Raw genomic sequence first — 25058 nt, 5'->3', positions numbered from 1 at the left:
CACGGGCGCCGACCGTCCCCCGGTGGACCTGACCCGCCGGCCCTCGATCGAGGAACTGCGCGCGGTGATCCACCCGGAGGGCATGCTCCAGCGCCGCAGCGCCGAGCACTGGGCCGGGCGCCTGTACATGCGGAAGATCTCGCTGCGGATCACCCGTGTGCTGTCCACCATGACGGCGATCACGCCCAACGGCCTGACGTACCTGATGATGTTCACCGGCATCCTGGCCGGTGCCGCGCTGGTCGTGCCGGGCATCGCGGGCGCGGTGCTGGGCGCCCTGCTGATCCAGGTCTACCTGCTGCTGGACTGCGTGGACGGCGAGGTGGCCCGCTGGCGCCGGCAGACCTCGCTCACCGGCGTGTACCTGGACCGGGTCGGCCACTACATGTCCGAGGCGGCCCTGCTGACCGGCCTCGGCCTGCGCGCCGCCGACCTGCTGCACCGCGAGGGCGGCGGCTCGCACTGGGAGTGGGCCTTCCTCGGCACGCTGGCCGCGCTCGGCGCGATCCTGATCAAGTCCGAGACGGACCTGGTGGACGTGGCCCGGGCCCGCAGCGGCCTGACGGCCGTCGAGGACAGCGCCTCGGTGCCGCGCTCGACCGCCGTCGCCAAGGCCCGCCGGGCGGCCTCCCTGCTGAAGTTCCACCGCCTGGTCGGCGCGGTCGAGGCCTCGCTGTTCATCCTCGCCGCCGGGATCGCCGACGCCGTGCACGGCGGTCTCTTCTTCACCCGGCTCGCGGTGGTCGTCCTGGCGGCGATCGCCATGCTGCAGACCGTGCTGCACCTGCTGAGCATCGTCCTCTCCAGCAGGCTGCGATGACTGCCGGGACGAACGCGGAGAGCTTCCGCCTCGGCGCCGTGATCATCACCATGGGCAACCGGCCCGCCGAGCTCAACGCCCTGATCGAGTCCGTCCGCGCCCAGGAGGGCCCGGCGGTCGAGCTGGCCGTGGTCGGCCAGGGGGCGGCGCTGCCCCCGCTGCCCGAGGGCGTGCGCAGCGTGGAGCTGCCGGAGAACCTCGGCATCCCGGGCGGGCGCAACGTCGGCATAGAGCTGTTCGGCCGGGACGGGAAGGACGTCGACGCCGTCCTCTTCCTGGACGACGACGGGAGCCTGCCGCGCACCGACTCGGCCCGGCTGCTGCGGGAGGCCTTCACCGCCGACCGGGAGCTGGGCATCGTCTCCTTCCGGATCGCCGACCCGGACACCGGCGAAACCCAGCGCCGGCACGTCCCCCGGCTGCGTGCCAGCGACCCGCTGCGCTCCTCCCGGGTGACCACCTTCCTGGGCGGTGCGAGTGCCGTGCGCTGCACGGTGTTCGAGCAGGCCGGCCAGCTGCCCGCCGAGTTCTTCTACGCCCACGAGGAGACCGACCTCGCGTGGCGCGCGCTGGACGCCGGCTGGGCCATCGACTACCGCGCGGACGTGGTGCTGCACCACCCCACGACCTCGCCCGCCCGGCACGCCACCTACTTCCACAACGTGGCCCGAAACCGGGTCTGGCTCGCGAGGCGGAACCTTCCGGCCCCGTTGGTGCCTCTCTATCTGGGAACCTGGTTCCTGCTGACCCTGGCCCGACGCCCCTCCCCCGAGGCGCTGAAGGCCTGGTGGGGCGGATTCCGGGCGGGCTGGCGCGAACCCTGCGGTCCGCGGCGGCCCATGCGATGGCGTACCGTTTGGCGACTGACCAGGCTGGGCCGACCACCGATCATCTGATCTGATCGAATGATCGATCGCCTCGGCCGGTGACCACACACCGGCCGGCTTCCCCGAGATCCCAGTGGATCCCCATCGGCGCACGGCCGGCGGACTTCCCGTCGGCCGATCGCCCCGACCGATCCCGCGTGAAGGACGAATGTGTCGACAGTGAGTGAACCCGTCAGCCTCTCGACCCCCAGGGGGGTGGACGCGGGCCTGACCCCCAAGCAGCTTGCGGACAAGTACGGTCTGTCGGTGAGCGGTGCCCGGCCGGGCCTGTTCGCGTACACCAAGCAGCTCTGGGCCCGGCGCCACTTCATCTGGGCCTTCGCCACCGCCCGTCTGGTGGCCCAGTACACCGACGCCAAGCTCGGCCAGCTCTGGCAGGTCGTGACCCCGCTGCTCAACTGCGCCGTGTTCTACCTGGTCTTCGGCGTCATCCTGGAGAGCAAGCAGGGCTTCCCGCCGGACACCTACATCGCCTGGCTCTGCATCGGCGTCTTCGTCTTCCAGTTCACCCAGAACGCGGTGCAGTCCGGTACCCGGGCGATCTCCGACAACCTCGGCCTGATCCGGGCGCTGCACTTCCCCCGTGCCAGCCTGCCGATCGCCTTCACCGTGATCCAGCTCCAGCAGCTGCTGATCTCGATGGTCGTGCTGGTCGTCACCGTCCTGGCCAGCGGCATCACCCCGGGCAAGACCTGGCTGCTGATCATCCCGGCGCTGATCCTGCAGACGATGTTCAACACCGGCATCTCCCTGATCATGGCCCGGATCGGCGCCAAGACCAGTGACATCTCCCAGCTGATCCCGTTCGTGATGCGGGCCTGGATGTTCCTGTCCGGTGTGATGTTCAGCATCCAGGACCGGGTCCACAAGTGGCCGCACTACATCCAGGTGCTGACGAACCTGAACCCGGCCTCGGTCTACATGGACCTGCTGCGGCACGCCTTCGCGCCGGTCATCTACAACAAGCACCAGCCCGTGTACCAGAGCCTGCCGCCGCACCAGTGGGTGTACGGCATCGCCTGGGCGGTCGGGATGTTCGTCATCGGATACGTCTTCTTCTGGAAGGCCGAGGAGGAGTACGGCCGTGGCTGACACCGACCTGAGCAAGCGCGACACCCTCCGGGACACGGACGTGGCCCGCGAACCCACCGTCGTCGTCGACGACGTGCACATCGTCTACCGGGTGCACGGCGCCGGCTCCGGCAAGGGCAGCGCCACCTCGGCGCTGAGCCGCATCCTCAGCCGCAAGCGCGGCGCCGGCGTGCGCGAGGTGCACGCGGTCAAGGGCATCAGCTTCACCGCGTACAAGGGTGAGGCGATCGGCCTGATCGGCTCCAACGGCTCCGGCAAGTCGACCATGCTGGCCGCCATCGCGGGCCTGCTGCCGACCGAGAAGGGCGGCATCTACACCAACGGCCAGCCCTCGCTGCTGGGCGTCAACGCGGCCCTGATGAACGAGCTCAGCGGCGAGCGCAACGTCGTCCTGGGCTGCCTGGCGATGGGGATGTCCCCGGCCGACGTGCGGGCGCGCTACCAGGAGATCGTCGACTTCTCCGGCATCAACGACAAGGGCGACTTCATCTCCCTGCCGATGCGCACCTACTCCTCCGGCATGGGCGCCCGCCTGCGCTTCTCGATCGCCGCCGCGAAGACCCACGACGTGCTGCTGATCGACGAGGCCCTGGCCACCGGTGACCAGGCCTTCCAGCAGCGCAGCAAGCGCCGCATCGACGAGCTGCGCGGCTCCGCCGGTACGGTCTTCCTGGTCAGCCACGACAACAACTCGATCCGCGAGGTCTGCGAGCGGACCATCTGGATCGAGGCCGGCGAGCTGGTCATGGACGGCCCGACCGACGAGGTCGTCGGCCGCTACGAGCGCGGCGAGCGCCCGTAGCACCACCGCCCACGAGGCCGGTCCCGGAACCCCCGGGACCGGCCTTCGGCTTGCCCGAAGCGGTACCCCGGGTGGCCCGCCGCCGCGGGGGTGAGCACCCCGTCCCGGCGGGCGGGGCGGTCTTCTCCGGCGCGCCCCGCGGTGTCAGGCTGTCAGGCGCGAGGGCGGTGTGCCGGACGTGACGCCCGCGCTCGGACGCGTGTCCGAGTCGGACCGGTCGTACCCAGCGGTGTAGAACGGGGGAGTGACAGCAGTGTCGGCTTCGGCCCAGCCCAGTGATACGCCGGTGAACCGTTCCGCAGGTCAGACCCTGGCGAAGGCGGGTGCGGAGAACTTCCCGGTCGCCCCGTTCTTCCTGCCCGCGGCCTGGCGCGACGACCTGATGGCGGTCTACGGCTTCGCCCGCCTCGTCGACGACGCCGGCGACGGCGACCTGGCCGACCCGGCCGACACCGCCCGCCTGCTCGGCGTCGAGCGGACGCCCCCGGCCACCCCTTCGGCCCAGTCCGGCTCGCCGGCTCCGGAGGAGGTCGCCTTCCGGCTCGCCCTGCTCGACGGGCTGGAGCACGACCTCGACCGGGTGTTCGAGACCGCACTGCACCCCTCCGGCGCCGACCGCCCCCGCCACCCCCTGATGCGCGCCCTGGTCCCGCTGGTCGACCGGCACGGCCTGACCCCCGAACCGTTCCGCCGTCTGATCGAGGCCAACCGGGTGGACCAGACCACCGCCCGCTACGCCACCTACGAGGACCTGGCCGGCTACTGCACGCTCTCCGCCGACCCGGTCGGCCGCCTCGTACTGGCCATCGCGGGCGTCTCCACACCCGAGCGGATCGCGCTCTCCGACGCCATCTGCACCGCCCTCCAGGTGGTCGAACACCTGCAGGACGTCGCCGAGGACCTGGACCGCGGCCGGATCTACCTCCCTGCCGAGGACCTGCGGCGCTTCGGCGTGACCGAGACCGACCTCGCCGCCCCCTCCGCCGACGGCGCGGTGCGCGAGCTGATCGCCTTCGAAGCGGACCGGGCCCGCACCCTGCTCGATCGCGGCGCACCATTGGTAGGTACGGTTCGGGGAAGGCTTCGACTGCTCCTGGCGGGATTCACCGCAGGCGGCTACGCGGCCCTGGCGGCCATCGAGGACGCCGGGTACGACGTGCTCGCCCGGCAGGCGAAGCCGGACAAGCGCCGCCTCGCAGCGAAGGCGGCGGCAATCTTCGCGAAGGGAAGGTGAACGCCCGAGTGGCGGCATCACCACTGGCGTCGGCCCAGGTCATGGCGGCGTACCGGTACTGCGAGGCAGTCACCGGACTGCAGGCGCGCAACTTCAGCTACGGCATCCGGCTGCTGCCAGAACCCAAGCGGCTGGCCATGTCGGCCCTGTACGCCCTGGCCCGCCGGGTGGACGACATCGGCGACGGCGACCTCCCGGCCGACCGCAAGGCCGAGGCGCTGGTGCGCACCCGGGAACTGGTGGACGAGGTCCGCTCCGGGGTGGTCGCCGAGGACGACACCGACCCGATCAAGGTCGCCCTGGCCGACGCGGCCCGGCGCTTCCCGATCCCGCTCGGCGGCTTCGACGAGCTGATCGACGGCGTCGAGATGGACCTCAAGGGCGCCGAGTACCAGACGTACGAGGAGCTGAAGGTCTACTGCCGCTGCGTGGCCGGCGCGATCGGCCGGCTCTCGCTGGGCGTCTACGGCTGCGACGACCCCGAACGCGGGGCGCGCTACGCGGACACCCTGGGCCTGGCGCTCCAGCTCACCAACATCCTGCGCGACCTGCGCGAGGACGCCCTGAACGGCCGTACCTACCTGCCCACCGAGGACCTGGTCCGGTTCGGCTGCGAGCAGGGCTTCGCCCTGCCCAAGCCGCCGGTCGGCGCGGACTTCACCGGCCTGGTGGCCTTCGAGGCCGCCCGCGCCCAGGCCGCCTTCGAGGAGGGCCTGCGGCTGCTGCCGATGCTCGACCGCCGCAGCCGTGCCTGCACCGCCGCGATGGCCGGGATCTACCACCGGCTGCTCGGCCGGATCGCCGCCGACCCCGAGTCGGTGCTGCGCGGCCGCGTCTCGCTGCCGGGCTGGGAGAAGGCGTACGTGGCGCTTTCCGGGCTCGCCGGGGGGCGTTCTTGATTCTCGCCACACTTCTGTCACGCTGTGTCAGCGGGGAATCACGTGCGGGTAGTTCCGTGTTGTCCGAACGGGTACCGGCTTCAGCGACCGCCTCCCGGCGGTCCGGCGACTGCGAGGGGGAGGACCGATGACCGGGCGAGCCGATGCCGCGCGCCCGGCCGCCGTCGTGGTCGGCGGCGGTCTGGCCGGGATCACCGCCGCGCTCCGCCTGGCCGAGGCGGGCCACCGGGTCACCCTCGCCGAGGGGCGGCCCCGGCTCGGCGGCCTGGCGTTCTCCTTCCAGCGCGGCGAGCTGACCGTCGACAACGGCCAGCACGTCTACCTGCGGTGCTGCACCGCCTACCGAGGCCTGCTGGAGCGGCTCGGCGCCACCCGGCTGGTCCACCTGCAGGACCGCCTCGACGTCCCGGTGCTCGCCGTCGCCGGGCCCGAGGACGCCCCGGTGCGCACCCTCGGACGGCTCCAGCGGGCCGGCCTGCCCGTCCCGCTCCACCTGGCGGGCAGCCTCGCCCGCTACCCGCACCTGTCCCCGGCCGACCGCGCCCGGGTCGTCCGCGGCGCGCTCGCCCTGAAGGGCCTGGACCTCGCCGACCCGGCGCTGGACCGGATCTCCTTCGGCGAGTGGCTGCGCCGCAACGGGCAGAACGCCGCCACCCAGGCGGCCCTGTGGGACCTGGTCGGCGTCGCCACCCTGAACGCCCGGGCCGACCAGGTCTCGATGGCGCTCGCGGCGAAGGTGTTCAAGACCGGTCTGCTCTCCGACCCGGGCGCCGCCGACATCGGCATCGCCGCCGCCCCGCTCGGCGCGATCCACCACGACCGGGCGATCGCCGAGCTGGAGCGCCTGGGCGTGAAGGTGCTGCTGCGCGCCCGGGTGGCGGAGCTCAAGCCGGCCGCGCCGCAGCACGCCGTCCGCCTCGACGGCGGGGAACTGCTCACCGCCGACACCGTCGTCCTGGCCGGCGCCCAGGACAGCGCGGCCGCCCTGCTGCCGCCGAACGCGATCCCGGGGCAGGACCGGCTGGCCGACTTCGGCACCGCGCCGATCCTCAACGTGCACGTGATCTACGACCGCAAGCTGGTGCGCCGGCCTTTCTTCGCCGCGCTCGGCTCCCCGGTCCAGTGGGTCTTCGACCGCACCGCGCACTCCGGCCTGGCCGCCACCCCGCTCGGCCGCGCCCACCCGGGCGCCCAGTACCTGGCGCTCTCGCAGTCCGCGGTGCAGGACGAGATCGACCTGCCGGTCGCCGAGCTGCGCCGCCGCTACCTGCCCGAGCTGGAGCGGCTGTTGCCGGCCGCGGCCGGGGCCGAGGTGCTGGACTTCTTCGTCACCCGGGAGCGCACCGCGACCTTCGACCCGGCCCCCGGCAACGGGGCGCTGCGCCCGCCGGCCCGGACGGACGTCCCCGGCCTGCTGCTGGCCGGCTCGTGGACGGCCACCGGCTGGCCCGCGACCATGGAGGGCGCCGTGCGCAGCGGCCACGCCGCCGCCGACGCCGCCCTCGCCGCGGCCGGCACCCGGGTGCCGGTGGACCGCGGCGACGGGAGGTGGCCCAGGTGACGCCGGGCGCCGCCGCCGGAGAGCCCGCCAGAGCCGGCGGGCGTACCGTCAAGCGCATCGGCGGAATCGACCGGCCCGGCCGGAGCGGCCGTCCTGACACCGTCGGCATCGGCACCACTCGAAGCGACACCAGCCGTACCGACAGCACCCGGCCGCCCCGTGCGGTCCGGCACCACGAGGGAGAGGGAACGCACGTGGAGTCACGCACCGGCTTCGCCGTCGGAGGCACGGCGCACGCCGAACCGGTCTCGGTGCCGGAGCTGCTCGCCCGCAGCCGTACGCTCTGCACCCCGCCGCTACGGGCCGCGGTCGCCCGTTTGGCCGCACCGATGGACACCGTCGCGGCCTACCACTTCGGCTGGATCGACCGGGACGGCACGCCCGTCGCGGGGGACGGCGGCAAGGCCGTGCGTCCGGCGCTGGCGCTGCTGTCCGCCCAGGCCACCGGCGCGGCGCCCGAGGTCGGCGTCCCCGGCGGGGTGGCTGTTGAACTGGTGCACAACTTCTCCCTGCTCCATGATGATCTGATGGACGGTGACGAGACCCGGCGGCACCGGGCCACCGCCTGGACGGTCTTCGGACCGGCCCAGGCGATCCTGGTCGGCGACGCCCTGGCGACGCTCGGCACGGAGGTGCTGCTCGACGCCGCGGTGAACGGCGGCACCAGCCCCACCGACGCCGCGCGCGCCGTCCGGCTGCTCACCACGGCGACCCGCAGACTGATCGACGGGCAGGCCATGGACGTCGCCTTCGAACAGCGCGACAGCGTCACCGTCGCGGAGTGCCTGGAGATGGAGGCCGGAAAGACGGCGGCCCTGCTGGCCGCCGCCTCGGCGATCGGTGCCGTCCTGGCCGGCGCCGACGACAAGGTCTCCGACTCCCTCCAGCGCTACGGCCACCACCTGGGACTGGCCTTCCAGGCGGTGGACGACCTGCTCGGCATCTGGGGCGCCACCGAGGTCACCGGCAAGCCGCACTGGGGGGATCTGCGCCAGCGCAAGAAGTCCCTTCCGGTCGCCGCCGCCCTGGCCGAGGGCGGCCCGGCCTCGCGCCGGCTCGCCGAGCAACTGGCCGACCCGAAGGGACGCGGGGAGGAGGGCGAGCCCGAGCTCGCCGCCCGGGCCGCGCTGATCGAGCAGGCCGGCGGCCGGGCCTGGACCCAGGAGGAAGCCCGCCGCCAGCACACGACTGCCCTCGCCGCCCTGGACGAGGTGCCCATGTCCGACGAGGTGCGCGAGCACTTCGTCGCACTCGCCGAATTCGTGGTGGTACGAGAGAGGTGACGTTACGTTGACAGCAACCGCGGACGGCCGGCTCGACCCTGAGTACGATTCCGAGCCGGTCGCGGTGGGCGACCGCCCCCCGACCCTGCTGGGCGTGGGGCGGCGGCAGCCCGAGGACACCGACCAGCTCCGGCCGGCCGGTGAGACGGACCTCCGACCGGCCGACGCGCGGGAGGCCCTGGCCCGCGCCACCACCCACCTGCTCTCGCTGCAGTCGTCCGAGGGCTGGTGGAAAGGCGACCTGGAGACCAACGTCACCATGGACGCCGAGGATTTACTGCTCCGCCAGTTCCTCGGGATCCGGACCGAGGAGCAGACGAACGCCACCGCCGAGTGGATCCGCTCCCAGCAGCGTGAGGACGGCACCTGGGGCACCTTCCACGGCGGGCCGGCCGAACTGTCCACCACCGTCGAGGCGTACGTCGCGCTCAGACTGGCCGGCGACGACCCGAACGCCCCGCACATGCTGGCCGCCGCGCGCTACGTCCGCGCCGCCGGGGGCATCGCGGCCGCCCGGGTGTTCACCCGGATCTGGCTCGCCCTGTTCGGCTGGTGGCCCTGGGAGCGGCTGCCCGAGATGCCGCCCGAGATCATCTTCCTGCCCAAGTGGCTGCCGCTGAACATCTACGCCTTCGGCTGCTGGGCCCGCCAGACCATCGTCCCGCTGACCGTCGTCTCGGCCCACCAGCCCGTCCGCCCGGCGCCCTTCCCGCTCACCGAGCTGCACGCCGACCCGGACAACCCCTACCCCGAACGGCCGCTCGCCCCCGCCACCTCCTGGGACGGCCTGTTCGAGCGCCTCGACAAGGCGCTGCACGCCTACCACCGCCGGGCCTTCCGCCCGCTGCGCCGGCTGGCCGTCTCGCAGGCCTGCCGCTGGATCGTCGAACGGCAGGAGGCCGACGGCTGCTGGGGCGGCATCCAGCCGCCCGCCGTCTACTCGCTGATCGCCCTCCACCTGGAGGGCTACGAGCTCGAACACCCGGTGATGCAGGCCGGGCTCTCCTCCTTCGACCGCTTCACCGTGCACACCGAGGACGGCAAGCGCTGGTTGGAGGCCTGCCAGTCCCCGGTCTGGGACACCTGCCTGGCCACCATCGCCCTGGTCGACGCCGGGGTGCCGGCCGACCACCCGGCGCTGGTCTCCGCCGTCGACTGGATGCTCGGCGAGGAGATCCGCAAGCGCGGCGACTGGGCCGTCCAGCGGCCCGGGCTCGCCGCCGGCGGCTGGGCCTTCGAGTTCGAGAACGACACCTACCCCGACATCGACGACACCGCCGAAGTGGTGCTCGCGCTGCGCCGCGTCGCCCACCCCGACCCGGCCAAGGTCGACGCGGCGGTGGACCGCGGCGTGGTCTGGAACCTCGGCATGCAGTCCAAGAACGGCGCCTGGGCCGCCTTCGACGTCGACAACACCAGCACGCTGCCCAACAAGCTGCCGTTCTGCGACTTCGGCGAGGTCGTCGACCCGCCGTCCGCCGACGTCACCGCCCACGTGGTGGAGATGCTCGCCGAGACCGGCCGCGCCCGAGACCCGCGGACCCGGCGCGGCATCGAGTGGCTGCTGCGCAACCAGGAGGCGGACGGCTCCTGGTTCGGGCGCTGGGGCACCAACTACATCTACGGCACCGGCTCGGTGCTGCCCGCCCTGGTCGCCGCCGGCGTCCCCGACGAGCACCCGGCGATCCGCCGGGCGGTGCACTGGCTGGAGGACCGGCAGAACGCCGACGGCGGCTGGGGCGAGGACATGCGCTCCTACGACGACCCGGCGCGCTGGGCCGGACGCGGCGACTCCACCGCCTCGCAGACCGCATGGGCGCTGATGGCGCTGCTCGCGGCCGGCGAGGGCCCGGACGGGCGGGCCAACCCCGCGGTGGAGCGCGGTGTGGACTGGCTGGTGCGCACCCAGCTGCCCGAGGGCACCTGGGACGAACCGCAGTTCACCGGCACCGGCTTCCCATGGGACTTCTCCATCAACTACCACCTGTACCGGCTGGTCTTCCCGGTCACCGCGCTCGGCCGCTACCTCCACGGCGGCCCCGGCACGAGCCGTGCGGGCGGCACCCCGGCGATCGGGGCGGCGCGGTGACCACCGCCCCCCTGCTGGTGCTCTGCGCACTGGGCCCCGAGGTCTGGGCCCTGCGCGGCGGTGACTGGCGCGGCACGGTAGGCGGGCCCCCGGTGCTGCTGCGCACCGGGGTCGGCCGGCGGCGCGCCGGGTCGGCCGTGCGACGGCTGCTCGGCTCCGCCCCCGGCAGCTACGGCGCGGTCGTGGTGGCCGGGTTCGGCGCGGCGGTCGGCCCGGGCGTCCTGCCCGGCGACGTCGTCGCCGCCGACGGCGTGCGCGACGCCGAGGGCCACCTCTACCCGCTCGACTCCGGGCCGGAACTCACCCGGGCGCTGAAGGAGCGCGGCCTGAGCGTGCACACCGGGGTGCACCACACCGCCGACCACGTGGTGCGCGGCATCGAGCGGCGGGCGCTGCACCTGCAGGGCGCGCTCGCCGTGGACATGGAGGCCGCCGCCGTCCTGGCCGCACTGCGCGAGGTGCGGCCCGCGCTGCCCGCCGCCGTCCTGCGGGTGGTGGTCGACACCCCCGAGCACGAGCTGCTGCGGCCCGGCACCCTCCCGGCCGGGGTGCGGGCCTGGCGGAACCTACGGGCGACGGTACCCGCCCTGGTCGACTGGTACCGGCAGGAGCGCGCGCCCGGCTCCGCAGACCCGAACCACCCCACATCCTCGACACTCCCCCAGGAGGCGAGCTAGCCATGGCCATGCCGTTGCGCCAGACCGTGCGGGTCGGCACCTACCTCATGCAGCAGAAGCTGCTCAAGCGACGGGACAAGTTCCCACTGATCGTGGAGCTGGAACCGCTGTTCGCCTGCAACCTCGCCTGCGAGGGCTGCGGCAAGATCCAGCACCCGGCGGGTGTCCTGAAGCAGCGGATGCCCGTCGCCCAGGCGGTCGGCGCGGTCCTGGAGTCGGGTGCCCCGATGGTCTCGATCGCCGGCGGCGAGCCGCTGATGCACCCGCAGATCGACGAGATCGTCCGCCAGCTCGTCGAGCGCCGCAAGTACGTCTTCCTGTGCACCAACGCGCTGCTGCTGCGCAAGAAGATGGACAAGTTCACGCCCTCGCCGTACTTCACCTTCGCCGTGCACATCGACGGCATGCGCGAGCGGCACGACGAGTCGGTGGCCAAGGAGGGCACCTTCGACGAGGCGGTGGCCGCCATCAAGGAGGCCAAGCAGCGAGGCTTCCGGGTCACCACCAACAGCACCTTCTTCAACACCGACACCCCGCAGACCGTCATCGAGGTGCTGGACTACCTCAACGACGAGCTGAAGGTGGACGAGATGATGATCTCGCCCGCCTACGCCTACGAGAAGGCTCCCGACCAGGAGCACTTCCTCGGTGTCGAGCAGACCCGGGAGCTCTTCCGCAAGGCCTTCGCCGGCGGCAACCGCAGGCGCTGGCGGCTCAACCACAGCCCGCTCTTCCTGGACTTCCTGGAAGGCAAGGCCGACTTCGAGTGCACCCCCTGGGGCATCCCCAACTACTCGCTGTTCGGCTGGCAGCGGCCCTGCTACCTGATGGCCGACGGCTACGTGCAGACCTACCGCGAGCTGGTCGAGACGACCGACTGGAGCAAGTACGGCCGCGGCAGGGACCCGCGCTGCGCCAACTGCATGGCCCACTGCGGCTACGAGCCGACGGCCGTCCTCGCCACCATGGGCTCGCTGCAGCAGTCGCTGCGTGCCATCACCGAGACCGTCAGCGGCAACAAGGGCCGCTGAGCAGGGAGTTGACCCCCAGGTCGGCACCCCGGCTCGGGCCTCCGTGCCCGGCTCGGGCCTCCGCGCCCGGGCCGGCTCCGCCCCCGTCGGCTCCGCCCCGCCGGGCGGAGGCACCACCGCACCGCTTCGAGTCGTGAGGTGTACCCATGTCACTGCTCTCCCGCGTCACCTCGCCGGCCGAGCTGCGCAAGCTCCCGGCGGCCGAACTCCCGCTGCTCGCCGACGAGATCCGCGACTTCCTGATCGACGCCGTCACTCGCACCGGCGGACACCTCGGGCCCAACCTGGGGGTGGTGGAGCTCACCATCGCCCTGCACCGGGTCTTCGACTCGCCGCACGACCGGATCGTCTTCGACACCGGCCACCAGAGCTACGTCCACAAACTCCTCACCGGCCGCCAGGACTTCACCCGGCTGCGGATGCGCGGCGGGCTCTCCGGCTACCCCTCGCGCGGCGAGTCCGAGCACGACCTGGTCGAGAACTCGCACGCCTCCACCGCGCTCTCCTACGCCGACGGCCTGGCCAAGGCCGCCCAACTGCTCGGCCAGCACGACCGGCACACCGTCGCGGTGATCGGCGACGGCGCGCTCACCGGCGGGCTCGCCTGGGAGGCGCTCAACAACATCGCCGAGGCCCGCGACCGGCCGCTGGTCATCGTCGTCAACGACAACGAGCGCTCCTACGCCAAGACCATCGGCGGGCTCGCCAACCACCTGGCCACGCTGCGCACCACCCAGGGCTACGAGCGCTTCCTCGCCCTCGGCAAGGAGGCGCTCCAGCGCACCCCGCTGGTCGGGCAGCCGATCTTCGACGCGCTGCACGGCGCCAAGAAGGGCTTCAAGGACGCCTTCGCGCCGCAGGGCATGTTCGAGGACCTCGGACTCAAGTACCTCGGACCGATCGACGGCCACGACCTGGGCGCGGTCGAGCAGGCGCTGCGCCAGGCCCGCAACTTCGGCGGTCCGGTCATCGTGCACTGCCTGACCGTCAAGGGGCGGGGCTACCGGCCCGCCGAGCAGGACGAGGCCGACCGCTTCCACGCCGTCAACCCGATCGACCCGTACACCTGCCTGCCGATCTCGCCCAGCGGCGGGGTCTCCTGGACCTCGGTGTTCGGCGACGAGCTGCTCGCGCTCGGCGCCGAGCGGCCGGACCTGGTGGCGATCACCGCCGCAATGCTCCAGCCGGTCGGCCTGGCGGGGTTCGCCAAGGCGTACCCGGCGCGGACCTTCGACGTCGGGATCGCCGAGCAGCACGCCGTCACCAGCGCGGCGGGGCTGGCCACCGGCGGGCTGCACCCGGTGGTCGCGGTGTACGCGACCTTCCTGAACCGGGCCTTCGACCAGGTGCTGATGGACGTGGCCCTGCACCGGCTGGGCGTCACCTTCGTGCTCGACCGCTCCGGGGTGACCGGGCCGGACGGCGCCTCGCACAACGGCATGTGGGACATGTCGATCCTCCAGGTCGTCCCCGGCCTGCGGCTCGCCGCGCCGCGCGACGCCGACCAGCTGCGGGCGCAGCTGCGCGAGGCCGTCGAGGTCGGGGACGCGCCCACCGTCGTGCGCTTCCCGAAGGGCAACGTCGGGCCCGCGGTGCCGGCCGTCGAACAGATCGGCGGGGTGGACGTGCTGCTGCGCACCGGGCGGCCGGCCGAGATCCTGCTGGTCGCCGTCGGCACCACCGCCTCCGCCTGCCTGGACGCCGCCCGGCTGCTGCTCGCCGAGGGCTTCACCGCGACCGTGGTCGACCCGCGCTGGGTCAAGCCCGTCGACCCGGCGCTGCCCGAGCTGGCCGCCGCCCACCGGCTGGTCGTCACCGTCGAGGACAACGGCCGTACCGGCGGGGTCGGTTCGGCGATCGCCCAGGCACTGCGCGACGCCGACGTGGACGTACCGGTGCGGGTGCTCGGCCTGCCGCAGGAGTTCCTCGGGCACGCCTCGCGCGGGGAGATCCTGGAGGAGGCCGGGCTGACCGGGACCGGAGTCGCCGCCCAGACCGCCGTCTTCGCCAAGAACCTGCTACCGACCCGAGGAGCGAACCCGCGCCATGCCGGCTGAACCAGACCGCCCCGCCTTCGACCTCGCCGCCCTGATCGCCGAACGCGGCGCCGAGCGCTACGAGTTGAACAACCGCTACCTCAACCCGCAGCTGTCCCGGATGCTCCACACCATCGGCTTCGACAAGTACTACGAGCGTGCCTCGGGCCCGTACTTCTACGACGCCGAGGGCAACGAGTACCTCGACATGCTGGCCGGCTTCGGCATCTTCGCGCTCGGCCGCCACCACCCGGTGGTGCGCTCGGCGATCCAGCAGGTGATGGACCTGGACCTGCCGGACCTGGTCCGCTTCGACTGCTCGCCGCTGCCCGGGCTGCTGGCCGAGCGGCTGCTCTCGTACGCGCCCGGGCTGGACCGGGTCTTCTTCGGCAACAGCGGGACGGAGGCGGTGGAGACCGCGCTGAAGTTCGCCCGGTACGCCACCGGACGCCGGCGGATCCTCTACGCCGACCACGCCTTCCACGGGCTGACGGCCGGCTCGCTGTCGGTCAACGGGGAGAACGGCTTCCGCAAGGGCTTCGACCCGCTGCTGCCGGACACCGCCATCCCGCTCGGCGATCTCGGCGCGCTGGCCAAGGAGTTGAAGCGCGGCGACGTCGCCGCGCTGATCGTCGAACCGATCCAGGGCAAGGGCGTCCAGGCACCGCCGCCGGGCTGGCTGCGGGCCGCCCAGGCGCTGCTGCACGAGCACAAGGCGCTGCTGATCTGTGACGAGGTGCAGACCGGGATCGGCCGCACCGGCGAGTTCTTCGCCTACCAGCACGAGGACGGGGTGCTGCCCGACCTGGTCTGCGCGGCCAAGGCGCTCTCCGGGGGGTACGTCCCGGTCGGGGCGACGCTCGGCAAGGGCTGGATCTTCGAGAAGGTGTACTCCTCGATGGACCGGGTGCTGGTGCACTCGGCCAGCTTCGGGTCGAACGCCCAGGCCATGGCGGCCGGGCTGGCGACCCTGGAGGTGATGCGGGACGAGAAGGTGGTGGAGAACGCCCGCAGGATCGGCGACCAGTTCCGCGACCGGCTGACCGCGCTGGTCGACAAGTACGAGCTGCTCGCCGAGGTGCGCGGGCGCGGGCTGATGATCGGCATCGAGTTCGGCCGGCCCAAGTCGCTCAAGCTGCGCACCGGGTGGACGGCCCTGCAGGCGGCGCGCAAGGGGCTGTTCGCGCAGATGGTCGTGGTACCGCTGCTGCAGCGGCACCGGATCCTGACCCAGGTGTCCGGGGACCACCTGGAGGTGATCAAGCTGATCCCGCCGCTGATCATCACCGAGCGCGATGTGGACCGGTTCATGGACGCCTTCACCGACATCATGGACGAGGCCCACCGGGGCAGCGGCCTGATGTGGGACTTCGGGCGGACGCTGGTGAAGCAGGCGGTCGGCAGCCGCTGAGGCCCGGGGCCGGGCGCGGGGAGTGGTCACGTCTGCGTCGCGGGAGTGGGAAGTCGGCCGGGCCGACTTCCCACTCCGTGGGAGACACCGCGTCAGAGCTCCGTCCGGCGGCGCCGGATGACCACCACGAGATCGACGACGGCGAACAGGGAGAGCAGACCGCACGCGACGGCGAAGCCGGTGAGGGTGCCGCGGCTGGGTGCGCCGTCGACCGGGGAGACGGCCGCCCAGACGGCGAAGCCCACCGTCGCCAGCACGAACAGCGGCGTGAAGGTGAGCGAGAGCAGGTAGCGGAGCTTGAGGTCGCTGCGGGCGGTGGCCGGCTCGGTGCCGCTGCGCCACCGTCGCGGGGTGGTGGTGCGCATCGCGGTTCACCTCCGGACCACGCGGGTCGGGCTACGATTCCAGCGTACGTCCGAGGGGGCTAGCCGGGGGAGGCGCGATGTCGGGGTCGGACGCGGTGGGGTCGGGTGCGGCGGGGCCGGACGCCGAGGGGTACGCGGGGCTGCGGATCGAACGCGCCCGGGAGCTGGCCCGGCGGCACGGCTGGGCCTCGGTCCGGGTGCTGGAGCCGGGGGCGATGATGACCATGGAGTACCGGCAGGGGCGGCTCAACCTCGCGGTGCGGGACGGCGTGGTCGAGCGCAGCTGGGAGGGGTAGCGCCGGCTCGCCGCGTCGGCGGAGCCCGGTGCGGCCGCCGGCGGGGTTTCCCGGTGCGGCCCCGGTGGAGTTCCTGGCGCGGCTCCCGGCGGGCTCTCAGTACGGCAGGGGCGGGCGGCCGAAACGGCGGTGCAGCCGTTGTTCGGCGGCGGCGACCAGGGGTTCCAGCAGCGGCAGCGAGAGCAGGACGAGCAGCCCGGCGGCCCAGCCGGCCAGCACGTCGGTGACCCAGTGGGTGCCCAGGTAGACCGTGGTCAGGCCGATCGAGCAGGCGGTCGCGGCGGCGATCACCGCGCCGGTGCGCCGCCAGCGGACGGCGAGGTAGGCGAGCACGCCCCAGGTGACCACGGCGTTGGCGGTGTGGCCGGAGGGGAAGATGGTGCCGCCGGAGAAGAGCTCGGGCGAGCCGACGTACTGGGCGTAGTGCGGGCCGAGCCGACCGGTGACGATCTTCACCGCGCCGACCGTGACATTGAGCAGCAGCAGCGCGATGCCCATGACCAGCAGCGGGCGCAGCCGGCCGAGGCGGCGGGCGCGCCAGGCGAGCCAGGCGAAGGCGGCGATCGCGGAAGGGCCGCGCTGCCCGGCGACCACCCAGGTGTCGAGCAGCGGCTCCAGCCGGGGCCACCGCTCGTACGGGCGCAGCAGGCGGACCGACCAGTCGAGGTCGACCAGGGCGGTGTTGAGCAGGACACCGGCCAGTACCAGCAGGTAGACGGCGAGGGTGGCGGCGAGCAGGGCGGCCCGCCGTCGGCTCATCGGCGGCCAGCCGGGCTCACGGGGGTCGGGGCGGGCCGGCCCGCTGGTGCAGCGGGGGAGGGCCAGGCCGGTGGTGGCGGTGCGGTGGTCCGGCCCCTGTCGCGGAATGGGAGCTGGGGTACTTCTGGATTGCACGGGGTGACCTTACCCAGCCGGACAGAGCCATTTCGGGGGTAATTGTCATTTTCCCGTGAAATCGACAATTAGGCCATCCCGGGGGTGGCTCAGGGGGTGATTTCCGCTATTCCCGGATCGAATATCAGTGTGGTCTTCGAATGATTCTGCAAAAGCGCCGGTAAAGGAAACGGAGCGGGAGGCCGGCCCGCCCGGCTTCCCGCTCCGTGGTAACCCTGTGTAGGTTCCGTGCTCAGTCGAGGGGGCCGCCCGCGACGTAGATCACCTGGCCGGAGACGAAGCCGGCGCCCTCGCTGGCCAGGAAGGAGATCGTGTGGGCCACGTCCTCAGGCAGACCAACGCGCTGGACCGGGATCTGAGAGGCGGCAGCCCGCTTGAAGTCTTCGAAGTCCATGCCGACCCGGGCCGCGGTGGCTGCTGTCATGTCCGTGGCGATAAAGCCGGGGGCGACGGCGTTGGCGGTGATGCCGAACTTGCCCAGCTCAATGGCCAAAGTCTTGGTGAAGCCCTGCAGGCCCGCCTTGGCGGCCGAGTAGTTGGCCTGGCCGCGGTTGCCCTGGGCGGAGGAGGAGGACAGGTTGACGATGCGGCCGAAACCGGCGTCGACCATGTGCTTCTGCACCGCGCGGGTCATCAGGAAGGCGCCGCGGAGGTGAACGTTCATGACCGTGTCCCAGTCGGACTCGGACATCTTGAAGAGCAGGTTGTCGCGGAGCACGCCCGCGTTGTTGACCAGGACCACGGGGGTGCCGAGCTCGGCGACCACGCGGTCGACGGCGGTCTGGACCTGCTCGGCGTCCGAGACGTCGGCACCGACGGCCAGGGCCTTTCCGCCCGCGGCGGTGATCCGGTCGACGGTGTCCTTGCCGGCCGCCTCGTCCAGGTCCAGGACGGCGACCGCGTAGCCGTCGGCGGCCAGCCGGACGGCGGTGGCGGCACCCAGGCCGCGGGCGGCACCGGTGACGACGGCGACCCGGGGGGTGCTGCTCTGCTCGGTCATGCTCGCTCTCGTCTCTCTCGGGGGTTGCCTCCGGGGGAGAGCCCCCGGAGAGGGTGGCCACACCCTACCGGCGGGTAGGGAGCGCGACCAGAGCGGAGAGACGCAGGTGACGGTCGGTAAGGACCGACCGGTCGGGTTTCTGCTGAGAACGGGTTACTGCAAGTAGTTCGCGGCGCGTAAATATGCCAATGTTGCCGAACCTGCGTCTACTATCCGCCCCTGCCTGCCAGCAAGGGCCCGCCGTTTGTATAGTGTCCGCCAGCAGCCACCGGCTGCACGGCTGGAGCGCCCTCCCTCATAGCTGGACGCCCACTCGCCGTTACTGCCCCACCCGGGTGTCCCACACACACCGGGTGTGACATCGGGACGGATACATGGTGCTGGGGGAGATCCCGACAACCCGCGTGTCCGCGCGACTGCAGCAGTCGCCCGGGCACCTGATTCGTGTTGCACAGCAGGTTCACACCCGTCTGTGGTCCGAGCACGTCGGAGCCGATCTCACGGCTCCACAGTTCGCCGTGCTGTTGGTCCTGGCCCTCGAACCGGGTGCGGACCAGCGGACGGTCGGCGAGCGCGCCTCGCTGGACAAGGCCACGATGGCCGAGATGGTCGCGCGGCTGGTCCGCCGCGGCCTGGTGCTGCGCAGGCGCGACCCGGCCGACGGCCGGCGCAAGCTGCTCGCACTCTCGCAGAGCGGCGCCCAGGCGGTGCGCGAGGCCACCGGAGGTGTGGTCCGCGTGCAGCGCGTCCTGTTCGAGCCGCTCAGCGCGGAGGAGCAGGTCGAGGTCGTCCGGGTGATGGCCAAGATAGCCAGGCTGGAGCCCGCCGCGGTCGCCGTCTTCACGGACGCGCGGCCGATACTGGACGCCCAGCGGGCGATCGGCTACCTGATCAGGGTGAGCCAGCAGGTGCACACCAAGCTCTGGTCGGAGCACGTCGGCTCCGAGCTGACGGCCCCGCAGTACGCGGTGCTGGACGCGCTGGAGCTGGAACCGGGCGCCGACCAGCGCACGGTCGGCGAGCTGGCCTCGCTGGACAAGGCCACGATGGCCGAGATGGTGAGCCGGCTGGTGCGCCGAGGTCTGGTGCAGCGCAGGCGTGACCCCTCGGACGGTCGGCGCAACCTGCTCTCGCTCTCACCGGCGGGACAGGACCTGCTGCACCGCTCGGCCGCCGGGGTGGCCGAGGTCCAGCGGCTGCTGCTGGCTCCGCTGGAGGACGGCGAGCACGAGGCTGCGCTCGCACTCATCGCCAAGGCGGCAAGGCTTTAAGGCCAAGCCTTGGGAACAACAGCCAAAACGATTCGCCAAATGACCGAGAGCCTGTCGCTGTCGGCCCGGTGAATCGTGGCACGCCGAAGACCGCCCGCTCCTGAATGGTGTGGGCGGTCTTCGGTGTGACCGGCTGTCAGGGCCCGAGAGGCCCTGCGCCGTCGCGGGAGCCCGGGTACGGGGCCTGCGACGGCTGGGTCAGTGCCTGGGCTGGGGTCAGTTCCAGTCGAAGCCCTGCGGGTCCGGCCCGATGCGCTTGCCGGTGGCGACGGCGGCGATCGCGGTGAGGTCCTCGGCGTCCAGCTCGAAGCCGGCGACGTCCAGGTTCTCCCGGATCCGGGACGGGGTGACCGACTTCGGGATGGCGATCACGCCGCTCTGCAGGTGCCAGCGGAGCACGACCTGGGCGACCGTACGGCCGTGCTTCTCGGCGATCTTCACCAGGGCCGGCTCGGCGAGCAGCTCGCCGCCCTGACCCAGCGGGCTCCACGCCTCGGTGGCGATGCCGTGCTGGGCGTGGAAGGCGCGCAGCTCCTCCTGCGGGAAGTACGGGTGCAGCTCGACCTGGTTCAGCACCGGGACGACCGAGGCCTCGTCGAGCAGGCGGGTCAGCTGCTCGGTGCCGAAGTTGGAGACGCCGATCGACTTGACCCGGCCGTCCGCCTTCAGCTGCTCAAGCGCCTTCCAGACGTTCAGGTAGCTGCCGTGCATCGGGCGCGGCCAGTGGATCAGGTACAGGTCGAGGTAGTCGAGGCCGAGCTTGGCCAGCGAGGCGTCGAACTCGCGCAGCACCGCGTCGCGGCCCTGCTCGCCGGACCAGTCGCGGGTGCCGGAGTTCCACAGCTTGGTGGTGATGTAGAGGTCCTCGCGGGCGACGCCGCCCGTCAGTGCCTCGGCGATCGCCGCCCCGGTGCCTGCCTCGTTCTCGTAGATGGCGGCGGTGTCGATGGAGCGGTAGCCCGCCTCGATCGCGGAGCGCACGGCGGCGGTGGCCTCGCCGTCCGGGACCTGCCACACGCCGAAGCCGAGCTGCGGGATCTGCGCGCCGTCATTGAGGGTGACGCTCGGGATGTTGCTCACGGGACGGGGTGCCCTCCTGGTCGTTGGTGCTTCCAGTGGGGGGCAACTGGCTGTGGAACGGGATTGTTCCCGCCGAATGGGCGAATTTTGGGCGAAGGTTTGCAGGGGCTCGGGCGGGGGTGTCGGGGGGTCGAGGCCCGTCGGGGGGTGGCATCGGAGGCCCCTGGTGAGGCTGCGTGGGCGGGTGTGCGCGGGTGGGGTGGTCGGGCGGGTGGTCGACCGGGGGTCCGTCGTTCGGGCGGTCGGGTGCGGCGACGGAAAACCTGTTGCGCAGGTCACATCGGGGTTGGCAGGCTCGCGGACATGACCTCCTGAAATCAGGGCCCTTCGTGCCCTTCCCGTGTCCGTCCGGTGCTCCCGCCGGACGTGTCGAGTCGCCGCGCCCTCGCGCCGCGCAGCCGTCGCCCGTCGGCTCGGGCCGTTCGGGTGAGCCGGGCCGCCGTGCCGTACGGCGCGTGCCCGTTCGCACCCGTGTTCCCCGTGTGCCACGTGTTCCCCCGTACCTCCGCACCGTTCGTATCGGAGTGTCATGCCGCTCTCCTCCCTGCCGTTGGCCGATCCCGGCAGTCCCGACCTCGCCTCACCCATGGCCTTCCTGCGCTGGCTGCAGCGCAGCCAGCGGCGCGGGCAGTTGCTCGCCACCTGGTGGACCCTGCTCGAGATGGGGTGTCAGGCCGCCCTGCCGATACCGCTCGGCCTGGGTGTGCAGGCCGCCGTCGACGGTGACGCCGGCGGGATCTGGCGGGCCGGCGGGCTCGCCCTGCTGCTCGCCGCGGGCGCCGCTACGGGCACCGTCCTGGCGCACCGCCAGGCGGTCTGGAACTGGATGCACGCCGCGTGCCAGGTGCGGCAGTTGGTGGCGCGGCAGGCCTCGCACCTCGGGGCCGGGCTGTCCCGTCGGATCGCCACCGGAGAGGTCGTCGCGGTCGGCAGCGGGGACGTCGAGCGGATCGCCTGGTACGTCGAGCTGGTCGCCCGGGTCCGGTCCGCGGTGATCGTCTGGCTGGCCGTCAGCTCGGTGGTGCTGGTGGTCGAGCCGGTGCTGGGCGTCGGGGTGCTGCTCGGCGTCCCGGTCCTGGCCGCCTCGGTCTGGCCGTTGATCGGGCCGTTCGAGCGGCGCTACGAGCAGCAGCGCGCGCTGGGCGGAAAGGCCACCGAGCTGGCCGCCGACACGGTGGCCGGGCTGCGGGTGCTGCGCGGCATCGGCGGCGAGGAGCTGTTCCTGGAGCGGTACCGGGCCGCGTCCCAGAAGGTCCGGGCGGCGGCCGTGCGATCGGCCCGGATCTGGTCCCTGATGCAGGCCCAACAGGTACTGCTGCCAGGCCTGTTCGTGGTCGGTGTCACGTGGTACGGAGCCCGGCTGGCGGCCTCCGGCGAGCTCGCCGTCGGCACCCTGATCGCGGTGTACGGCGCGACCGCCTTCCTGGCGGCGCCGCTACGGATCCTGGGCGAGGCGGCGCATGCCTGGAGCGTCGCCCGGGTCTCCTCCGGGCGGGCCGCCCGGGTGCTGTCGCTCAGCCGGACCGTGGGCGCGGCCGAGGCCTCGCTGACCAGGCCGGCCAAGGCCGACCTCCACGACCCGGTGAGCGGGCTCACCGCGCGGGCCGGCGAGCTGACCGCGGTGGTCTGCGGAGACCCGGACTTCGCGGGGGCGCTCGCCGAACGGCTCGGCGGCCACGTCCCGCTGGCCGAGGGCGAGCAGGAGCAGCCCTCCGTGCGGCTCGGCGGTACGGAACTGGACACGGTGCCGCTGGCCGAGGCCAGGGTGGCGGTGCTGGTCCACGACAAGGAGCCGGTGCTGCTCTCGGGCACGCTGGCCGAACTGTTCGACGTCCCGTCCTCGGGCCGGCTCTCGGCGCCCGAGGCGCTGGCCGCCGCCCGGTCGGACGACGTGCTGGAGGCGCTGGTGGACGGCTCGCCGGAGTGCGCGGGCGACCCGATGCGCGCCCGGATCACCGAGCGCGGGCGCTCGCTGTCCGGTGGGCAGCGCCAGCGGCTCGCCCTGGCCCGGGCCCTGTTGGCGGACCCGCCGGTCCTGGTGCTGGACGAGCCGACCAGCGCGGTGGACGCCCACACCGAGTCCAGGATCGCCACCGGGCTGCGGGACACCCGGGCGGGCCGCACCACCGTGGTGTTCGCGACCAGCCCGCTGCTGCTCGACCAGGCGGACCGGGTGGTGCTGCTGCGCGACGGCCGGGTGGCCGCGGCCGGGCGGCACCGGGAGCTGATGCGGTCCGAGCCGGCCTACCGGGCCGTGGTCACCCGCGACGAGGCGGCGGCCCAGCCGGTGGGTGAGGCCGTGTGAACAGGTCCGTGAACAGGTCCGTGAATAGGTCCGTGAGCCGGCCGGGGAGCCGGCCGGTGAACCGGTCTGGGGGCCGGTCCGTGGGCCGGTCCGTCAACTGCCGTGCGACGCACACGAGGAGTACGTCATGAAGCCCCCCGTCCATGAGGAGCAGGGGCCGACCGCCACCCTGCCGGTCGGCTCGCCGGCCGCCGTGCGCGGGTACCTGATCCTGCTCGCGCGGCGGCACCGCGGCGGGTTCTCCGTGGTGGTGGCGCTGCACTCGGTGGCCACGCTGGCCGGGCTGGTCGGGCCGTGGGTGCTCGGCAGCCTGGTCGAGTCGCTGGCCACCGGCACCACCGGGTCCACGATCACGGTGGCCGTCGCCTGGTACCTGCTGGCGTTGGTGGCGCAGGCCGCCTTCACCGGCTGGTCGCGGATGCGCGGCGCGGTGCTCGGCGAGCGGGTGCTGGCCGACCTGCGCGAGGACTTCCTGGTCCGCTCGGTCGCGCTGCCGACCGGCGTGCTGGAGCGGGCCGGCACGGGGGACCTGGTCTCCCGGGGCACCACGGACGTCGACCGGCTGGACAAGTCGGTCCGCGAGGCGGTGCCCGAACTCGCCGTCGCGGTGGTGTCGTTGCTGCTGCTGCTCGGCGCGCTGCTGGTCACCTCGCCGGTGCTCGCGCTGACCTCGCTGGTCGGCCTGCCGCTGCTGCTGGCCACCTCCCGCTGGTACTTCCGGCGCGCGCCGCAGTCCTACCGCAACGAGTCGGCCGGGTACGCCGCGGTGAACACCGTCCTGGCCGAGACGGTGGACGCCGGGCGGACGGTCGAGGCGCTGCGGTTGGGTGACGAGCGGATCCGGCTGACCGACCGCAAGCTGCGCGAGTGGCTGGCCTGGGAGCGCTACACCCTGTGGCTGCGCTCGGTCTGGTTCCCGACCATCGACGCGGTCTACACCGCGGCGGTGCTCGCGACGCTGGTGCTCGGTGGGCTGTTCACACTCCGGGGTTGGATCACCGTCGGCCAGTTGACCACCGGCGTGCTGTACGCGCAGATGCTGACCGGCCCGGTGGACCTGATCCTGCGCTGGTACGACGAGCTGCAGATCGGGCAGGCCTCGCTGGCCCGGCTGGTCGGCGTGCGCGAGGTGCCGGAGCACGAGGGGGACGAGTCCGCCCGCCCGGACGGCCGCCGGGTGGAGGCCCGGGACGTCCGGTTCGGCTACCGCGAGGGCGCGGACGTCCTGCACGGGATCAGCCTGGACGTCGCCCCGGGCAGCAGGGTCGCGCTGGTCGGGCCGTCCGGGGCGGGAAAGTCCACCCTCGGGCGGCTGCTGGCCGGGATCTACGCCCCCGGCGGCGGCAGTGTGACCCTCGGCGGGGCGGCGCTGTCGCGGATGCCGGCCGAGCGGGTGCGCGCCGAGGTGGCCCTGGTGAACCAGGAGCACCACGTCTTCGTCGGCACCCTGCGGGACAACCTGCGGCTGGCCGCGCCCGACGCGGACGACACCGAGCTGCGGGCCGCGCTGGACGCGGTGGACGCCGGTGCCTGGGTGGACGCCCTGCCGGAGGGGCTGGACACCGAGGTGGGCTCGGGCGGCACCTCGCTGACCCCGCCGCAGGCCCAGCAACTGGCGCTGGCCCGGCTCGTGCTGGCCGATCCGCACACCCTGGTGCTGGACGAGGCCACCTCGCTGCTCGACCCGCGCGCCGCCCGGCACCTGGAGCGCTCGCTCTCCCGCGTGCTGGAGGGCCGGACGGTCATCGCCATCGCCCACCGCTTGCACACCGCGCACGACGCGGACGTGATCGCGGTGGTCGAGGGCGGGCGGATCAGCGAGTACGGCAGCCACCCGGAGCTGGTCGCGGCGGGCGGACCGTACGCGGCGCTCTGGCGCTCGTGGCGGGACGAGCGGTAGGGATGCGAGGGCGCGAGCGGTAGGGCACGACCGGTCGCGCCGGAGCTCAAACCCGCACGGGGTCGGATTGCCCCGTGCGGGTTACTCCCTGGCCCGGAAGGGCGCGTATCCGGGCAAAACGGCGG

At 72.8% G+C, this 25058-nt stretch carries 21 protein-coding genes; 17 read left to right on the top strand and 4 right to left on the bottom strand.

The features are described from left to right. The first annotated feature begins 82 nt into the window (after positions 1-82). The 13 genes from OP86_RS11570 to OP86_RS11510 all read left to right on the top strand — a co-directional run bounded on the left by OP86_RS11570 (position 83) and on the right by OP86_RS11510 (position 15822). Positions 83-820, top strand: a complete 738-nt coding sequence (locus OP86_RS11570) for a CDP-alcohol phosphatidyltransferase family protein (protein WP_030056518.1) — start codon at positions 83-85, stop codon at positions 818-820. Next, the gene (locus OP86_RS11565; RefSeq protein ID WP_030056519.1) at positions 817-1716 is read left to right on the top strand and encodes a glycosyltransferase family 2 protein; all 900 of its coding nucleotides are present in this window, start codon (positions 817-819) and stop codon (positions 1714-1716) included. Before OP86_RS11570 ends, OP86_RS11565 begins: the two co-directional genes overlap by 4 nt. A gap of 141 nt (positions 1717-1857) precedes the next feature. Continuing rightward, entirely contained in the window at positions 1858-2799 is a 942-nt protein-coding gene (locus OP86_RS11560; RefSeq protein ID WP_030056520.1) for an ABC transporter permease, read from the top strand. Next, entirely contained in the window at positions 2792-3601 is an 810-nt protein-coding gene (locus OP86_RS11555) for an ABC transporter ATP-binding protein (RefSeq protein WP_234434968.1), read from the top strand. Before OP86_RS11560 ends, OP86_RS11555 begins: the two co-directional genes overlap by 8 nt. A 286-nt stretch (positions 3602-3887) precedes the next feature. Beyond that, positions 3888-4835 (top strand): squalene synthase HpnC, encoded by a 948-nt coding sequence (hpnC, locus tag OP86_RS11550; RefSeq protein ID WP_030056522.1) that lies wholly within the window; start codon positions 3888-3890, stop codon positions 4833-4835. A gap of 41 nt (positions 4836-4876) precedes the next feature. Then, entirely contained in the window at positions 4877-5734 is an 858-nt protein-coding gene (gene hpnD, locus OP86_RS11545) for a presqualene diphosphate synthase HpnD (protein WP_033331618.1), read from the top strand. Between the two features lie 127 nt (positions 5735-5861). Further along, positions 5862-7295 carry a hydroxysqualene dehydroxylase HpnE gene (hpnE, locus tag OP86_RS11540; protein WP_030258212.1) on the top strand — a complete coding sequence of 478 codons (1434 nt, stop codon included), beginning with the start codon at positions 5862-5864 and terminating at the stop codon, positions 7293-7295. A 194-nt stretch (positions 7296-7489) separates the two neighbouring features. Beyond that, positions 7490-8578, top strand: a complete 1089-nt coding sequence (locus OP86_RS11535) for a polyprenyl synthetase family protein (protein WP_051829976.1) — start codon at positions 7490-7492, stop codon at positions 8576-8578. A 7-nt stretch (positions 8579-8585) separates the two neighbouring features. Continuing rightward, complete coding sequence (gene shc, locus OP86_RS11530; protein WP_234434969.1) at positions 8586-10667, top strand: squalene--hopene cyclase; 2082 nt, start codon at positions 8586-8588, stop codon at positions 10665-10667. Continuing rightward, entirely contained in the window at positions 10664-11344 is a 681-nt protein-coding gene (locus OP86_RS11525; RefSeq protein ID WP_063832348.1) for a phosphorylase family protein, read from the top strand. The genes shc and OP86_RS11525 overlap by 4 nt, the downstream gene beginning before the upstream one ends. A 2-nt stretch (positions 11345-11346) precedes the next feature. Beyond that, a complete protein-coding gene (gene hpnH, locus OP86_RS11520) occupies positions 11347-12375 on the top strand; it encodes an adenosyl-hopene transferase HpnH (RefSeq protein ID WP_030258217.1) in 1029 nt (342 codons plus the stop codon). A 146-nt stretch (positions 12376-12521) separates the two neighbouring features. After that, positions 12522-14432 carry a 1-deoxy-D-xylulose-5-phosphate synthase gene (gene dxs, locus OP86_RS11515; RefSeq protein ID WP_030258220.1) on the top strand — a complete coding sequence of 637 codons (1911 nt, stop codon included), beginning with the start codon at positions 12522-12524 and terminating at the stop codon, positions 14430-14432. Further along, positions 14422-15822 carry an aspartate aminotransferase family protein gene (locus tag OP86_RS11510; RefSeq protein WP_030056528.1) on the top strand — a complete coding sequence of 467 codons (1401 nt, stop codon included), beginning with the start codon at positions 14422-14424 and terminating at the stop codon, positions 15820-15822. The genes dxs and OP86_RS11510 overlap by 11 nt, the downstream gene beginning before the upstream one ends. Positions 15823-15914: 92 nt before the next feature. Here OP86_RS11510 and OP86_RS11505 read toward each other — a convergent pair whose 3' ends face one another. Then, a complete protein-coding gene (locus OP86_RS11505; RefSeq protein WP_030056529.1) occupies positions 15915-16187 on the bottom strand; it encodes a DUF6343 family protein in 273 nt (90 codons plus the stop codon). Positions 16188-16264: 77 nt separating this feature from the next. Between OP86_RS11505 and OP86_RS11500 the strand changes: the two genes are divergently transcribed. Beyond that, positions 16265-16483 carry an I78 family peptidase inhibitor gene (locus OP86_RS11500; RefSeq protein ID WP_030056530.1) on the top strand — a complete coding sequence of 73 codons (219 nt, stop codon included), beginning with the start codon at positions 16265-16267 and terminating at the stop codon, positions 16481-16483. A 96-nt stretch (positions 16484-16579) separates the two neighbouring features. On the opposite strand, the gene OP86_RS11495 is transcribed toward OP86_RS11500, so the two are convergent. Then, positions 16580-17377: a phosphatase PAP2 family protein gene (locus OP86_RS11495; protein WP_234434970.1), complete on the bottom strand. Its 798-nt coding sequence runs from the start codon at positions 17375-17377 to the stop codon at positions 16580-16582. A gap of 232 nt (positions 17378-17609) precedes the next feature. Continuing rightward, complete coding sequence (fabG, locus tag OP86_RS11490; RefSeq protein ID WP_030056532.1) at positions 17610-18377, bottom strand: 3-oxoacyl-ACP reductase FabG; 768 nt, start codon at positions 18375-18377, stop codon at positions 17610-17612. A 374-nt stretch (positions 18378-18751) separates the two neighbouring features. On the opposite strand from fabG, the gene OP86_RS37940 reads away from it, so the two are divergent. Continuing rightward, positions 18752-19648 (top strand): MarR family winged helix-turn-helix transcriptional regulator, encoded by an 897-nt coding sequence (locus tag OP86_RS37940; RefSeq protein WP_078653578.1) that lies wholly within the window; start codon positions 18752-18754, stop codon positions 19646-19648. 216 nt (positions 19649-19864) lie between these two features. On the opposite strand, the gene OP86_RS37935 is transcribed toward OP86_RS37940, so the two are convergent. Then, positions 19865-20728 (bottom strand): aldo/keto reductase, encoded by an 864-nt coding sequence (locus tag OP86_RS37935; RefSeq protein WP_030056534.1) that lies wholly within the window; start codon positions 20726-20728, stop codon positions 19865-19867. A 529-nt stretch (positions 20729-21257) separates the two neighbouring features. On the opposite strand from OP86_RS37935, the gene OP86_RS11475 reads away from it, so the two are divergent. Next, positions 21258-23033 (top strand): ABC transporter transmembrane domain-containing protein, encoded by a 1776-nt coding sequence (locus OP86_RS11475; protein WP_030056535.1) that lies wholly within the window; start codon positions 21258-21260, stop codon positions 23031-23033. A 127-nt stretch (positions 23034-23160) separates the two neighbouring features. Beyond that, positions 23161-24933 (top strand): ABC transporter ATP-binding protein, encoded by a 1773-nt coding sequence (locus OP86_RS11470; RefSeq protein ID WP_030056536.1) that lies wholly within the window; start codon positions 23161-23163, stop codon positions 24931-24933. The last annotated feature ends 125 nt before the right edge of the window (positions 24934-25058 follow it).

It is taken from the genome of Streptomyces novaecaesareae, from assembly GCF_000716875.1.
GTDB lineage: Bacteria > Actinomycetota > Actinomycetes > Streptomycetales > Streptomycetaceae > Kitasatospora > Kitasatospora novaecaesareae.
Note: the sequence above shows the minus strand (reverse complement) of the source record. Positions and strands in the feature narration are given on the sequence as shown.